The organism is Nitrincola alkalilacustris (assembly GCF_008973755.1).
Classification (GTDB): domain Bacteria; phylum Pseudomonadota; class Gammaproteobacteria; order Pseudomonadales; family Balneatricaceae; genus Nitrincola; species Nitrincola alkalilacustris.
Genome location: NZ_WBOM01000009.1, coordinates 110,628 through 124,399 on the forward strand (window position 1 = coordinate 110,628; position 13,772 = coordinate 124,399).

A 13,772-nucleotide genomic window follows, 5' to 3' on the forward strand; every position below is an offset into this window, starting at 1 on the left:
CGCTTAACCACGGTGGATATGGCTGGCAACAAACGCCTGCACCCCGCTCAAACTGTTTTCAAGCACGGTAAAGCGCTCTTCGCGCTCAAACAGATCGTGCAGATGCTCGGGCAGGCTCGGTGAATTCAATCCGGCCTTGACCACCGGCTCGGGAAACTTCACCGGATGCGCCGTTGCCAGCGTGATCATCGGTACTGAGCGGTCACGCCAGCACTCACGTGCAGCCTTGACGCCGATTGCCGTATGCGGGTCCAGCAGATAGCCGGTTTCGGCATGCACCTGACGAATCGTTTCGCAGGTCGCTTCATCGTCCACTCTATGGCTGTCGAACAACTCGCGCACGCGATCCCAGCGACCAGCATCCAACTTCACTGGTTCCTGGCGGAAGCGCTTCATCAGATCGGCAATCGCAGCACCATCACGGTCATAGACATCGAACAGCAGACGTTCGAAGTTGGACGACACCATGATATCCATTGAGGGTGACAGAGTATGCTCCAACTGCCCCTTGGACATGTCATTGCCGGAAATCACACGATGCAGAATATCGTTACGGTTGGTCGCCACAACCAGCTGTTGAATCGGCAGACCCATCTGTTTGGCGAGATACCCGGCAAAGATATCACCGAAGTTACCCGTCGGCACCGAGAAGGAAACAGGACGATGCGGGCCACCCAGCGCCAGAGAGGCCGAGAAATAGTAGACGATCTGGGCCATGATTCTGGCCCAGTTGATCGAGTTCACCGCACCGAGTTTCTGCCCCTGCAGGAAGCCTTGATCAGCAAAGCTGTCTTTGACCATCTCCTGGCAGTCATCAAAGTTGCCTTCCAGTGCAATGTTGAAAACATTGTCCGACAGAATCGTGGTCATCTGGCGGCGCTGCACCTCGGACACACGGTTATAAGGATGCAGAATAAAGATATCCAGATGCTCGCTGTGGCGACAACCTTCAATCGCAGCAGAGCCTGTGTCTCCCGATGTAGCCCCCATGATTACCAGACGCTCGCCACGCTGGGCCAGCACATGGTCCATCAAGCGACCGAGTAACTGCAGTGCAAAATCCTTGAATGCCAGTGTCGGGCCGTGGAACAGCTCCAGCACCCACTCATTAGTGCCCAGCTCAACCAGCGGTGCAACAGCCGAGTGATTGAAAGCGGCGTAGGTCTCATCCACCATCCGACGCAGGTCATCCTCGGCAATCGTATCGGATACGAACGGCTGCACCACCTTGAAAGCCAGCTCAGAGTAAGAGAGCCCACGCCAGGAGGCGATCTCCTCCTGACTGAAATGGGGCAGTTTTTCAGGCACATAAAGGCCGCCATCATCGGCAAGGCCTGCCAGCAGCACATCCGCAAAGTTCAGAACCGGTGCCTGACCACGTGTAGAAACATATCTCATGACCTAATCCTCAGTCTGCCAGGTGATCAACGCGGATACGCACAACCTCACCGAGAATATCCGGCAGGGCTTCTATCTCACGCAGGGCTTCATTCATCATGCGCTCTTCAACCCGCTGGGTCAGCATGATGACAGGCACCTGAGCCTCCTTGGTTTCCTGCTGGATAATCGCCTCGATGTTGATCCCCTTCTCACCCAGAATACGGGTGACATGGGCCAGAACACCCGGCCTCTCGACCGCTTGCATACGCAGGTAATAGCCGCTGACAGTTTCTTCCACATTCAGGATCGGCAGATCCGACAGTGCACTGGGCTGGAACGCCAGATGCGGTACACGGTTCTCGGGATCAGCGGTGAGCGTACGCACCACATCCATCAGGTCCGCGACCACCGCTGACGCAGTTGGCTCAGCTCCGGCTCCCGGTCCATAATAGAGCGTCTGTCCTACGGCATCGCCACTGATCAGAATCGCATTCATCACGCCGTTAACATTGGCCAGCAGAGCAGACTTCGGAATCAGTGTCGGATGCACACGCAGCTCAATCCCCTTAGCGGTACGACGGCTGATACCCAGGTGCTTGATGCGATAGCCCAGCTCTTCGGCATATTTGACATCTTCCGGAGTGATTTTGCTGATCCCTTCGGTATAGCTCTTATCAAACTGCAGTGGGATACCATAGGCGATGGATGCCAGAATAGTCAGCTTGTGTGCCGCATCAATCCCCTCAACATCAAAGGTCGGATCTGCTTCGGCATAACCCAACGCCTGCGCTTCCTGCAGCACATCGGCAAAGGCACGGCCCTTGTCGCGCATCTCGGTCATGATGAAGTTACCGGTACCGTTGATGATGCCAGCCAGCCAGTTGATCTGATTTGCAGCCAAACCTTCACGGATCGCCTTGATGATCGGGATACCACCAGCTACAGACGCTTCAAACGCCACCATGACACCCTTGGCCTGAGCAGCGGCAAAGATCTCATTGCCATGCACGGCGATCATCGCCTTGTTGGCAGTCACGACATGCTTGCCGTTCTCAATCGCCAGCAGCACCAGCTCACGCGCAGTATCATATCCACCGATCAGCTCGACCACGATATCTATCTCGGGATCTCGCGCGACTGCAAAGATATCCTGAGTAATCTGAATACCGTTGGTGTCTATAGCAGGGTTAATCCGACGGGTCGCAATCGCACCGATTTCGATGCGGCGGCCCGCACGACGTGCAATTTCATCCGCATTACGCGTCAGTACTTTCAATGTACCGCTGCCTACGGTTCCCAGACCACAGATCCCAACTTTTACCGGCTTCAAACTACACCTCGCAGATTATCTCGCTCAGGACAGATCCCCACCCCGATGAGGGCGGAGAAAAAATGGAGACCAGTATAACGAAAACTGAGGGCGCGGACTACGCACCCTCAGCATTGGAGAGGAAAAGAAAGCGACATCCCGGGCAGTTTTTTCAGACTCAACCGCCCAACAGGAATCAGTTGATACCCAGAACCTGGGCCAGACGCGCAGCAGGCATGTAACCGGGCAGCAATGCACCATTTTCGAGCACGATTGCAGGCGTACCCGTCACACCGACGGACTGCCCGACACGAAACTGATCCAGCACTGCGTTATCACAACTTTTATTTGAGATAGTCAAACCGCCCTTGACCTTATCCATCAGCTCATTACGCTCATCACCCTCGCCGCACCAGATGGATACCATGGTGTTGTAAGTCGCAGTATTCGGACCTCCCCTCGGAAAGGCCAGGTAATTGACCTGAACACCCATTTTACTCAACTCTGGAATCTCTTCATGTATGCGCCGGCAGTAGGGACAGTCGACATCAGTGAACACCAGAATCGTGGCCTTACGCTCACCCTGTGCAGGATAGATGATCTGTTCAGAAGCCGGCACCTGAGAAAGCACTTCAACTCGCATCAGGTCCTGAGCCTTTTCGGTCAGATTCACCATACCCGCATCATCATTGATTTCGTAGAGATGGCCTACAACAAAGTGCTTACCTTCCTGATCCATATAGAGAAAGTCACCACCCTCGAGCACTACCTCATAGAGCCCTGGAAGCGCTGAGTCCTGTATCGACTTCACCAGCAATCGAGAATCCACTTTCTGCAGCTGCTGTACCAGGACATCCCGCACCTCATCTGAAACCGCCATTGCGGTATTTCCAACCAGGCTTACCAGTAATACAGCAGCCAACATCAGCTTGTTCATAAATGCCTCAACTCAAGAAGGATAGTCAGAAATAGGAGCATGATATCACCCAAAAGTTCAACCTCTGGGGTGATGCTGCTGATGCAGATCCTGCAGCCTCTGCGTCGCTACATGCGTGTAGATCTGCGTGGTTGACAGGTCGGCATGCCCCAGCAGCAGTTGCACCACACGCAGATCCGCACCATGATTGAGCAGATGCGTGGCAAAAGCATGGCGCAACACATGCGGCGACAGGGGCTTATCTATGCCCGCCGTCTGTGCATGAAGCTTGATCCTGTGCCAGAACGTCTGGCGCGCCATCATCTGCCCTCGCTTACTCGGGAACAGCACTTCAGAGCGCACGGCACCCAGCAACAAAGGGCGTGATTGTTTCATATATTGCTGCAACCATGCCAGCGCTTCATCACCGATCGGCACCAATCGTTCCTTATCTCCCTTGCCGATGATTCTGATCACCCCCTGGCGCAGATTCAACTGTTCCAGCTCCAGCGTCACCAGTTCAGTGATGCGCAGCCCTGCCGCATAAAGGAGTTCCAGCATGGTGCGATCACGCAGCCCCAGCGTATCAGACACATCTGGCGCAGAAAGCAGGGCCTCCACATCCGACTCACTCAGGGTTTTAGGCAAGGGGCGCCCACGGCGCGGGCTATCAATATTCAACGTCGGATCCTGCTCCGTCATACCTTCACGCAGCGCATAACGGTAGAATCCACGCAGACAGGAGAGTAACCGAGCCGTTGATGCACTCTTGAGGCGCGCCTGCATCCTCCAGGCCAGATGGGACTGCAGTAAGCGCCGATCAGCCCGCAGGAGCGTGGCATGCTGTTCACCCAACCAGGCAGCAAAATGATTAAGATCCTTGCGATAGGCAGCGATACTGTTGTCGCTCAGCCCCTTTTCCAGCCACAGATGCTGACAGTATTGTTCAATCAGCTCCCGCGCTTGCGCATCCGGCTCCAGTGCCGTCAGCCGCAGATCAATCGTCAACGAAATACCTCCAGAGAGCTGACACGATCGATCGACACCGGATACTCGGCAACACCACGATTAACCCTCTGCTCAACTCGCAGACTGCCATCCTCCACACTGATCAGACGCCCCTCGACACGCTTACCCATCGCTGTATAAAAGCGTACCGGCAGACCCAGGTACTGTTCCAACTCATCCGTAGAGGTCGCCTGAAAATGGCGTTCCGGCCTGGTCTGGGGGCGCGCCGGTATGCCAGGCATCAGCAGGGCCACCTCTGCGGCAGATTCAGCAACAGATTCGGCAGCGACATCATCAACACGCTCATCTAGCTGGGTAGGGTCAACAGCTGACTCAGCAACACTTATCTGATCTTCCAGCTCAACCAGCTCGGCTTCAGGCATGCCCGCCTCCGCAGACAGCGGTGCAATCTCCATCACTTCAGGCGAGGCTGCTGGCGAGCGAACAACCGGAGCCCGCATCAAATCTTCCCAGTTGATATCTCTGAGCAGCAGGGTTCTGTCATTCACATTCACTACGGGATTAAGGAACTCCAGCAGCGCATCCACATTCTGCGCCATCATGATGATTTCCGGACCCACCCCGCCCGGTGGACTGATAATGAACTCCAACCGCGCACTCGGTCGATTCAGCTCCAGATAGAGATCGGCCAGCATATCATCCAGATAGATACCTTCGCCCATCAGCCATTGGCGAAAAAGCCCAGCATGCAGCTCCAGATACTCCTCCTGCGAAACTTCGGCACGCGCCGCACAGAACTCTGCCTTGCGCTGATTGTAGCCCGAATCCGTGTAATTAAAGGCAAGGCGATTCATACGCAGTGTGCCCATCATCATCTCTGGCGAAATCTGTCCAGCTGGAACTGTCAGACGCGCACTGGAGCCGACTGAGGCAAAATCACGCATCTGCATATCACTGTCCATGCGAATTTCACCCATGAGCTCGTCGAACTGGAAAACAGAATAGAAGTCCATATTCATTCGCCGGATATTCATTTCACGCAGTGCCGCGAGGTCCAGCCGAGACAGATCACCACAACCCAGCGCCTCCGGGCTGATGAAGTCAGGCTCCTCCAGCAGCTGCGCCTGCTGCTCCAGCTCGAGCAGCCAGGGAGAGTTCAGATTGACACCCAACCCTTCCATTGCCACGCTGACCTGCGCTGGATAACGCCCCTTGTTAAGGGCTGCACCTGGATCCATTAAGAAAAGAGGATCACTGCTACGAAAGCTGATGGCATCAATGGTAAAGGGGTCTGAGAAGCCAACGGGTGTTGCCCGGATCCCATTTACCCGGATCTCAGACAGGGGATTTACATAAAGACCACTGTATTCAACCTGCATGACCGGGCGCATCTCCGCCACCACAGCGTCGACCTGGCGCTTCACCTGATACCAGTAAAACCCGTATCCTCCCGCCACCACCAATAACGCCAGGAAGAGTACACCAGCCAACAACCCGAGTTTGCGCATAACAACAATCCCAAAATGGTCTATATTACAAATCATTCTAAATCGGTAAACGAGAAATGGCGAGAAATCCGGTTAAATCAAATCGTATTGTCGAGGAAACAAAAAAGGCGGCCCTGAGGCCGCCTTTTTTGTTTCCGGTACTGAGTCAACTCAGCCCAGTTTTTCCTTGATACGTGCAGACTTACCACTACGCTCACGCAGGTAGTAGAGTTTAGCCTGACGCACATCACCACGGCGAACCACGCTGATGCTTTCTACGACAGGGCTGTAAGTCTGGAAAGTACGCTCAACGCCCACACCGTGGGAGATTTTACGTACAGTGAATGCAGAGTTCAGGCCACGGTTACGAATGCCGATCACTACACCTTCAAAAGACTGCAGACGGCTACGCTCGCCCTCAACCACTTTAACCTGTACGTTAACAGTATCGCCCGGTGCGAAAGGAGGCACCTGCTTACTCATCTGTTCAGCTTCGATCTGCTGAATAATTGCATTTTTGCTGCTCATCGCTCGCTCCTGTAAATTTAACCGCACGCCTCACCGGCTTCGCGGATATATTCGCTTAACAGCGCCTGCTGTTCCGGGTTCAGATCAATCTTATCCAGCAAATCCGGTCGTCTTTCCCAGGTTCTACCGAGCTGTTGTTTCAGCCGCCAGCGCCTGATATGTTCGTGATTTCCGCTTAGAAGCACCTCCGGCACGTTCATACCATCAAGCACTTCCGGTCTGGTGTAGTGAGGGCAATCCAGCAGACCTTCAAAAAAAGAGTCTTCGGCTGCCGAATCCGCATGTCCCAGCACGCCGGGCAGCAGCCGCGAAACCGCGTCCACCACCACCATGGCTGGCAACTCACCACCACTCAGAACAAAATCACCTAACGACCACTCCTCATCAATCTCAGCTCTGATCAGACGCTCATCGATACCTTCGTAGCGTCCGGCAACCAGAATAAGACTGTCAGCAGCGGCCAGTTCACTGACACCGGCCTGATCCAGCCTGCGCCCCTGAGGTGAAAGGTAAATCACTTTCACCCGACCTTTTGCCTGTACCTTTGCGGCTGCAATTGCATCGCGCAGAGGCTGTACCTTCATCAGCATGCCTGGACCACCGCCGTAAGGTCGGTCATCCACCGTCCGATGCCGGTCATGCGCGAAGTCGCGCGGATTCCAGCAACTGACATCCATCAAGCCGTTGCGTACAGCTCTGCCGGTGACACCGAAGCGGGTAACCGCTTCAAACATCTCCGGAAACAGCGTTACAATTCCAAACCACACAACTCAGAACTCCGGGTCCCAATCAACCCGCATCAGTCCCTCGTCAAGATTAATCTCTTTGATCACCTGATCCGGCAGATAGGGAATCAGGCGCTCCTCGCGGTCAATACTTTCCGCGGTGCCCCTGACAACCAGTACATCATTCGAACCGGTTTCCATCAGATGATCCACCCGACCCAGCAGCACGCCGGATTCGGTATATACCAATAGATTCTCAAGCTGGTGCCAATAATACTCGTCTTCACCCGGATCCGGCAGTACAGACAGCGGTACCAGTATATCCAGCCCGCAGAACTGCTTCGCCTGCTCCGGTGAATCCATGCCAGCCAGCTTGGCAATCAAGCCTTTTCCGTGGGGCTTCCACTCTTCCACTTTAAGTGTCAGAAGTTCGCCACCACGTTTCACCTGCCAGGGTTGATAGCCGAAGAGGCTAGTCATCGGATCGGTATAGGAAAACACCTTTACCCACCCTTTGATGCCATAGACAGAGGTCAGTCGACCTACTACTGTCAGTTCTTCAGACATCTTTCATACCCCTTGCAGGTTCGCCAAGCCAGCTTACTGTGCGGCTTTGCGTGCGTCTTTCAGCAACTGAGCAACACGCTCAGACGGCTGAGCACCTTTGCTGATCCAGAACTCTGCACGTTCCAGGTCAACACGCAGACGCTCTTCCTGTCCCCGGGCTACAGGGTTGAAAAAGCCCACCCGCTCAATAAAGCGGCTGTCACGCGCAAAGCGTGAATCGGCAACGGTGATGTGATAGAACGGACGCTTTTTGGCGCCGCCGCGAGACAAACGAATAGTGACCATGCGCTGGACCCCTTTATTTCGCAAGGATGGGTTTTGAGATCGCCCATCGTTAAATTTCCCCAGCCAGCTCACTGTGTAAGCCTGCTGACTGAGGGCCAATCTGGAATTAGAGGCGCGGATTGTACGCCAATTAATCAGCTATTGAAAGCCTGCAGCCTTCATATCAGCCTGCATAACGCTAGAAACGCGGAAAACCGCCACCCATTCCCGGCGGAAGCATCGATTTCATACTGCGACCGAGCTTGGCCATACCTGCCTTGTTACCGAATTTCTTCATCATTTTTGCCATCTGCTTGTGCTGTTTGAGCAGACGGTTAACATCCTGTATCTGCGTACCTGACCCCATTGCAATGCGACGCTTGCGCGAGCCTGTGATGATATCGGGATTACGCCGCTCGCCCGGTGTCATCGAGTTGATGATCACCGCCATCTGCATCATGCCTTTCTCGGCCTGAGCCGACTGAGCAGCCTGCGCCATCTGCCCCATACCCGGCAGCTTCTCCAGCATCGACATCATGCCGCCCATGCTGTTCATCTGCTGCAATTGTTCGCGGAAATCTTCCAGATCAAAGCGTTTACCCTTGGAGATCTTGTTGGCGAATTTTTCCGCCTTCTCCTTGTCGATCTTGTGCTCGGCCTCCTCAATCAGGCTGAGCACATCACCCATGCCAAGGATACGCGACGCCACACGATCCGGATGAAAGGGCTCAAGTGCATCGGTCTTTTCACCAACACCCAGGAACTTGATCGGCTTGCCGGTAATATGACGCACCGAGAGGGCCGCACCGCCTCGTGCATCACCGTCGGTCTTGGTCAGAATCACACCAGTCAGCGGCAGCACCTCATTGAAGGCGCGCGCGGTATTGGCAGCGTCCTGGCCGGTCATAGCATCAACCACAAACAGGGTTTCAACCGGATTGATGGCAGCATGCAGCTGACGGATCTCTTCCATCATCGCTTCATCGATCGCCAGACGACCTGCGGTATCCACCAGCAATACATCATGGTGCTGCAAACGGGCGTGACGGATCGCTGAATTGACTATATCAACGGGCTTCTGCTCAATACTGGAGGGAAAGAAGTCAACGCCAACTTCACTGGCCAGGGTTTCGAGCTGACGAATCGCAGCAGGGCGATACACGTCGGCTGAGACAACCAGCACTTTTTTCTTTTTCCGCTCTTTCAGAAAGCGCGCCAGCTTGGCAACCGAGGTAGTTTTACCCGCACCCTGCAGACCGGCCATCATGACCACGGCGGGTGGGGTTACGGCCAGATTGAGTTCGGCATTCGCCTCACCCATGACACGAACCAGCTCATCATTGACGATTTTGACGAACACCTGTCCGGGGCTGAGGCTTTTACTGACCTCAGTGCCCAGCGCACGCTCCTTGACGCCATTGATAAACTCTTTGACCACCGGCAGCGCAACATCTGCTTCAAGCAGAGCCATGCGCACTTCGCGCAGAGTCGCCTTGATGTTGTCTTCGGTCAGCCGGGCCTGGCCGGTGACACTGCGCAGCGTCTGTGTAAGCCGTTGTGACAGATTATCGAACATGTTTGCCTCTGTATCGCTGATCGCTTGTTGCCTCGACACCCTTTTTCGCGTGGTGATGGTGGCAACTGATCTTTATCAAAACCCTTATTATACAGAAGGGGCCAGTTACACGGCACCTTATATTTCCTCTGCCTGAAGTTTATGCCAAACTTGGCGCCTTCAAAGGAGAGATTTCAGGATGCTCATAGTCACCACACTGATTGCGATAGTTTGCTATATGGCCGCGACTGCCATGCAGTGGCAGCGCCTGAAGCAAAACAGATCTGATACACGCAATAAGGTTCTGGGGCTGGGACTGGCGGGATTCATCAGCCATGGCGGAGCGGTTTTTCTGACACTGCATCAGGCTGAAGGGGTCAATCTGGGCTTTTTCAGTGTCGGATCATTGATCGCCTGGCTGGTCGCAGCACTCGTGCTGGGCAGCAGTTTGCGTCAGCGACTCGACAATCTGTTCATCGGTGTTTTCCCGATGGCCATTCTGGCGCTTGCACTCGCCGCACTACTGCCGGGCAGCAGCCAGTATCGCGCCTTCGAGGGCGGCCTGCTGGTGCATATTCTTCTGTCCATTCTGGCCTACAGCATTTTCACACTGGCCACACTTCAGGCGATTCTGCTGTCACGCCAGGAAGCGGCTCTCAAGCAGCACCACACGCGCGGACTGGTTGCCAGTCTGCCACCGCTGCAACTGATGGAAAGACTGCTGTTCGAGATGCTCTGGGTCGGCTTTATCCTGCTCAGCCTGTCGCTGCTCAGCGGCATGCTGTTTGTGGAGAACCTGTTTGCCCAGCACCTGGTACATAAAACCGTCCTCTCCATCGCGGCTTGGGTCATCTATGGCATCTTGCTTGCGTGCCGTCACTTCCTCGGATGGCGCGGCAGTCGTGCCACCAATTGGACGGTCGGTGGTTTCATTCTGCTGATGCTGGGTTTTTTCGGTTCCAAGCTGGTGCTGGAACTTCTGCTCTGAGTCCGACAAAGCTATTGACAGTTAAACCCTGTAACCAGAGAATGGTTCCCCATTTGGTCAATAAAGGCTCTAACTTTTGGAAGATGCGTCGATAGGTTCACTGCTGATCCTACTTGGGTTTCTGATTCTGCTGTCTGCTTTTTTCTCCAGCTCAGAAACATCGATGATGTCACTTAACCGCTACCGGTTACGCCATCTGGTCAATAACAAGCACCGTGCCGCCACCAAGGCCAGCAAGCTTCTCGAGCGCCCGGACCGCCTTATCGGCGTGATTCTGATTGGCAATAATTTTGTCAACATTCTGGCTTCCGCCATAGCGACCGTTATTGCCGTGCGCCTGTGGGGTGATGCCGGCATCGCCATTGCGACCGGTGCGCTGACTCTGATCATTCTGGTTTTTGCCGAAGTGACGCCAAAAACACTGGCAGCCCTGCACCCGGAACGCATCGCTTTTCCAGCATCATTTGTATTGACCCCCCTGCTCAAAGTCATGTATCCGCTGGTCTGGGCAGTCAACTCCATCACCAATGGCCTGCTGAAATTACTCAGAATCAAAGTTTCTGACAACAACGGTGATCACCTCAGCACTGAAGAACTGCGCACTCTGGTCAATGAAGCCGGTGCCCTTCTGCCCAAACGCCACCAATCAATGCTACTGGGTGTATTACAGCTCAATGATGTCACCGTGAACGACATCATGATTCCGCGTAACGAGGTGGAAGGGATAGATCTGGAGCATGATCTGGATACGATTCTTCAGCAACTGTCAGAAACCAGCCACACTCGACTCCCCATCTATCATGGTGATATCAACAAGGTGGTTGGTATCCTGCATATGCGCAATCTGGCGCAGTTGATTCAGCAGGGTAAGGTAACCAGAGAGTCCATTCTGCAGGTCGCCCGAGACCCCTATTTCGTGCCGGAAAGCACACCCTTGCAGACTCAACTGCTCAACTTCCAGAAAAAAAGCCGACGCATTGGCATCGTGGTGGATGAATATGGAGATGTTGAGGGGATCGTAACTCTGGAAGACATTCTGGAAGAGATAGTCGGGGAACTGTCTGAAGAGAACAGCGATATAGCGGAGGATATTCATCCTCAGGATGATGGCAGCTACTTTATCGACGGCAGTGCTTATGTGCGTGATATCAACCGCGTGCTGAACTGGGACCTGCCCACTGACGGTCCCAAGACACTGAATGGATTGATCACCGAAACACTTGAGTCACTGCCGGATGCCAATGTCTGTCTTGAAATCAACAATTATCGCGTAGAGACCCTGCAGATCCAGGATAAATGCATCCAAACGGCACGGATTCAACTCATCAACAGTCCTTCCTGACAACTTTCGCAGCGCTGTCCGCCAACCTCTCCGGGCGCGGCGGAACAGCCAGTCCGGCACCGAACCCGACATTCAGAAACTCTGTCAGAATATAGGCAGTCAGCCCCCAGATAATTTCACCGTCATACTCCCAGACGGGAACAGTATGGGTACGCCCCTCATATATAAAGCTATCCATGCGCTGCTGATTACCTTCCAGAAAAAAGGAAACCGGTACCTTGAACACCTTATCCAGCTCACCAGGATTCGGACGTAAGGGCAGGTGTGATGGAATCACTCCGACCCAGGGTGTCACCTGCAGCTTATGCTTGGATACCACCTGCCCTAGTGAGCCTATGATGCTGACCTTATCCTGACTGAGACCGATCTCCTCCTCAGCTTCACGCAATGCCGTGTGCAGCAGATCAACATCCTCAGGGTCTCGTTTACCACCCGGAAAAGCCACCTCACCACGATGTGTTGAAAGCAGGTGAGAACGTACTGTCAACACAATTTCAGGGTCATGAACCCTATCCGTCATCACCACCAGAACGGCAGCCTCAACCCCCTGAGTTCTCAACCGCCAGGGTCGATAATGCTTTAACCTCTTCGCCACCTGATCCAGCATCTGCTCTCCTGTCAGCGCTTATTGGCCATGCGCTCAAATCCAGTACAAAATGGGTCGACGAGCCTTCTGCGATACGGCTAAAATGGGTGCAGACACAAGGAACCCAACCTATGAAGTTTTGTAGCCAGTGCGGCGCCCCCGTCACCAGCAGAATACCCGAAGGGGATAATCGCGAACGTTATGTCTGCGGAAACTGCGGCACTATTCACTACCAGAACCCTCGAATTATTGCCGGTTGTCTGCCAATCTACAACCAGCAGGTTCTACTGTGCAGACGCGCCATTGAGCCTCGCTATGGCTACTGGACTCTGCCAGCAGGGTTTATGGAGAATGGTGAATCAACCGAAGATGCCGCGCTGCGCGAGACACTGGAAGAGGCCAATGCCAATGTCCTGATCCGCCAGCTCTATACAGTTACCTCCATCGTGCATGTCAATCAGGTGCAGATGATCTATCTCGCCCACCTGCCAGAACCCGAGTTCAGCAGCAGCGATGAGTCTCTGGAAGTTCAACTCTTCCATGAAAATGAGATCCCATGGAATGATCTGGCCTTTGAAACCATCCGCAACGCTCTGCGCTTTTTTTTCGAGGACCGGCAGCTAGGCACCTTCCCTCTGCGCCATATAGAATTGGATATCAGCGAAAAGGGCAAGCTGATCACGCGTGAAGGCACTGCGCAGTAACTTCACCAAATAACCCTTATAGATCTTCCAGCCGCCAGACATCATAGGCCACCTCTTCATAGGGGTGGGCCTGCTTAAGGGTAGCAACCGCCTGGCCGATCAATTGATCATCACAGACCATCTCAACCTTCCACTCCGCCACTTTCTCCAGCTCATCCTGCTGTCCGATATGCGGATTGCTGCCCGACAAGGGCCTGAACTGACCCGTACCCAGCGTCTGCCAGCAACAACTGCCGTAGTCACCGATCCTGCCGACACCGAGGTCAAATAGCGCCTGTTTGACAATTTCGAGATCAGCCTCAGGCACAAAGAAACATAATTTATACATTAATTGCCCTCAAATATCAGGAAAAGGGAAAAGGGGTCAGGAAAAAGGGGTCAGGTACATTTACGGTCCACCGTAAATGTACCTGACCCCTTTTCCTCATAAGGCTCCCCAAAAAAAGGCCCGC

At 54.0% G+C, this 13,772-nt stretch carries 15 protein-coding genes; 3 read left to right on the top strand and 12 right to left on the bottom strand.

Annotated elements, in window-relative coordinates; genetic code table 11:
* Positions 1 to 3 precede the first annotated feature (3 nt).
* From thrC to ffh, 10 genes are all read right to left on the bottom strand, one after another.
* Complete coding sequence (gene thrC / locus F7R27_RS15765) at positions 4 to 1,398, bottom strand: threonine synthase (protein ID WP_151705222.1); 1,395 nt, start codon at positions 1,396 to 1,398, stop codon at positions 4 to 6.
* Positions 1,399 to 1,408: 10 nt separating this feature from the next.
* On the bottom strand, positions 1,409 to 2,710 hold the full coding sequence (locus F7R27_RS15770) for a homoserine dehydrogenase (protein WP_151705223.1): 1,302 nt from the start codon (positions 2,708 to 2,710) through the stop codon (positions 1,409 to 1,411).
* Positions 2,711 to 2,885: 175 nt separating this feature from the next.
* On the bottom strand, positions 2,886 to 3,626 hold the full coding sequence (locus F7R27_RS15775) for a DsbC family protein (RefSeq protein ID WP_151705224.1): 741 nt from the start codon (positions 3,624 to 3,626) through the stop codon (positions 2,886 to 2,888).
* 57 nt (positions 3,627 to 3,683) lie between these two features.
* Positions 3,684 to 4,613, bottom strand: coding sequence for a site-specific tyrosine recombinase XerD (xerD, locus tag F7R27_RS15780; protein ID WP_151705225.1), 930 nt, complete (start codon positions 4,611 to 4,613; stop codon positions 3,684 to 3,686).
* Positions 4,610 to 6,082, bottom strand: a complete 1,473-nt coding sequence (locus F7R27_RS15785) for a hypothetical protein (RefSeq protein WP_151705226.1) — start codon at positions 6,080 to 6,082, stop codon at positions 4,610 to 4,612. Before F7R27_RS15785 ends, xerD begins: the two co-directional genes overlap by 4 nt.
* 150 nt (positions 6,083 to 6,232) lie before the next feature.
* Complete coding sequence (gene rplS / locus F7R27_RS15790) at positions 6,233 to 6,589, bottom strand: 50S ribosomal protein L19 (protein ID WP_151705227.1); 357 nt, start codon at positions 6,587 to 6,589, stop codon at positions 6,233 to 6,235.
* Positions 6,590 to 6,606: 17 nt separating this feature from the next.
* On the bottom strand, positions 6,607 to 7,356 hold the full coding sequence (gene trmD / locus F7R27_RS15795; protein ID WP_151705228.1) for a tRNA (guanosine(37)-N1)-methyltransferase TrmD: 750 nt from the start codon (positions 7,354 to 7,356) through the stop codon (positions 6,607 to 6,609).
* Positions 7,357 to 7,359: 3 nt separating this feature from the next.
* Entirely contained in the window at positions 7,360 to 7,881 is a 522-nt protein-coding gene (gene rimM, locus F7R27_RS15800; protein ID WP_151705229.1) for a ribosome maturation factor RimM, read from the bottom strand.
* A 33-nt stretch (positions 7,882 to 7,914) separates the two neighbouring features.
* The gene (gene rpsP / locus F7R27_RS15805; RefSeq protein ID WP_151705230.1) at positions 7,915 to 8,166 is read right to left on the bottom strand and encodes a 30S ribosomal protein S16; all 252 of its coding nucleotides are present in this window, start codon (positions 8,164 to 8,166) and stop codon (positions 7,915 to 7,917) included.
* A gap of 178 nt (positions 8,167 to 8,344) precedes the next feature.
* Positions 8,345 to 9,721, bottom strand: a complete 1,377-nt coding sequence (gene ffh / locus F7R27_RS15810; protein ID WP_151705231.1) for a signal recognition particle protein — start codon at positions 9,719 to 9,721, stop codon at positions 8,345 to 8,347.
* 178 nt (positions 9,722 to 9,899) lie between these two features.
* Here ffh and F7R27_RS15815 point away from each other — a divergent pair, with 178 nt between their 5' ends.
* Together F7R27_RS15815 and F7R27_RS15820 are read left to right on the top strand one after the other, a co-directional pair.
* Positions 9,900 to 10,688 carry a cytochrome C assembly family protein gene (locus tag F7R27_RS15815; protein WP_151705232.1) on the top strand — a complete coding sequence of 263 codons (789 nt, stop codon included), beginning with the start codon at positions 9,900 to 9,902 and terminating at the stop codon, positions 10,686 to 10,688.
* Positions 10,689 to 10,764: 76 nt separating this feature from the next.
* The gene (locus F7R27_RS15820) at positions 10,765 to 12,030 is read left to right on the top strand and encodes an HlyC/CorC family transporter (protein ID WP_151705233.1); all 1,266 of its coding nucleotides are present in this window, start codon (positions 10,765 to 10,767) and stop codon (positions 12,028 to 12,030) included.
* On the opposite strand, the gene F7R27_RS15825 is transcribed toward F7R27_RS15820, so the two are convergent.
* The gene (locus F7R27_RS15825; RefSeq protein ID WP_151705234.1) at positions 12,014 to 12,637 is read right to left on the bottom strand and encodes a CoA pyrophosphatase; all 624 of its coding nucleotides are present in this window, start codon (positions 12,635 to 12,637) and stop codon (positions 12,014 to 12,016) included. The two genes, F7R27_RS15820 and F7R27_RS15825, sit on opposite strands and share 17 nt — an antisense overlap.
* 110 nt (positions 12,638 to 12,747) lie before the next feature.
* Between F7R27_RS15825 and F7R27_RS15830 the strand changes: the two genes are divergently transcribed.
* Positions 12,748 to 13,320 carry an NUDIX hydrolase gene (locus F7R27_RS15830; RefSeq protein WP_151705235.1) on the top strand — a complete coding sequence of 191 codons (573 nt, stop codon included), beginning with the start codon at positions 12,748 to 12,750 and terminating at the stop codon, positions 13,318 to 13,320.
* A 16-nt stretch (positions 13,321 to 13,336) separates the two neighbouring features.
* On the opposite strand, the gene F7R27_RS15835 is transcribed toward F7R27_RS15830, so the two are convergent.
* The gene (locus F7R27_RS15835; protein ID WP_151705236.1) at positions 13,337 to 13,648 is read right to left on the bottom strand and encodes a YqfO family protein; all 312 of its coding nucleotides are present in this window, start codon (positions 13,646 to 13,648) and stop codon (positions 13,337 to 13,339) included.
* Between the last annotated feature and the right edge of the window lie 124 nt (positions 13,649 to 13,772).

Coding starts and splice junctions, on each gene's coding strand:
- thrC (WP_151705222.1), bottom strand. CDS start 1,398: ATGAGATATGTTTCTACACGTGGTCAGGCACCGGTTCTGAACTTTGCG.
- F7R27_RS15775 (WP_151705224.1), bottom strand. CDS start 3,626: ATGAACAAGCTGATGTTGGCTGCTGTATTACTGGTAAGCCTGGTTGGA.
- F7R27_RS15785 (WP_151705226.1), bottom strand. CDS start 6,082: ATGCGCAAACTCGGGTTGTTGGCTGGTGTACTCTTCCTGGCGTTATTG.
- rplS (WP_151705227.1), bottom strand. CDS start 6,589: ATGAGCAGCAAAAATGCAATTATTCAGCAGATCGAAGCTGAACAGATG.
- rimM (WP_151705229.1), bottom strand. CDS start 7,881: ATGTCTGAAGAACTGACAGTAGTAGGTCGACTGACCTCTGTCTATGGC.
- rpsP (WP_151705230.1), bottom strand. CDS start 8,166: ATGGTCACTATTCGTTTGTCTCGCGGCGGCGCCAAAAAGCGTCCGTTC.
- ffh (WP_151705231.1), bottom strand. CDS start 9,721: ATGTTCGATAATCTGTCACAACGGCTTACACAGACGCTGCGCAGTGTC.
- F7R27_RS15815 (WP_151705232.1), top strand. CDS start 9,900: ATGCTCATAGTCACCACACTGATTGCGATAGTTTGCTATATGGCCGCG.
- F7R27_RS15825 (WP_151705234.1), bottom strand. CDS start 12,637: ATGCTGGATCAGGTGGCGAAGAGGTTAAAGCATTATCGACCCTGGCGG.
- F7R27_RS15830 (WP_151705235.1), top strand. CDS start 12,748: ATGAAGTTTTGTAGCCAGTGCGGCGCCCCCGTCACCAGCAGAATACCC.
- F7R27_RS15835 (WP_151705236.1), bottom strand. CDS start 13,648: ATGTATAAATTATGTTTCTTTGTGCCTGAGGCTGATCTCGAAATTGTC.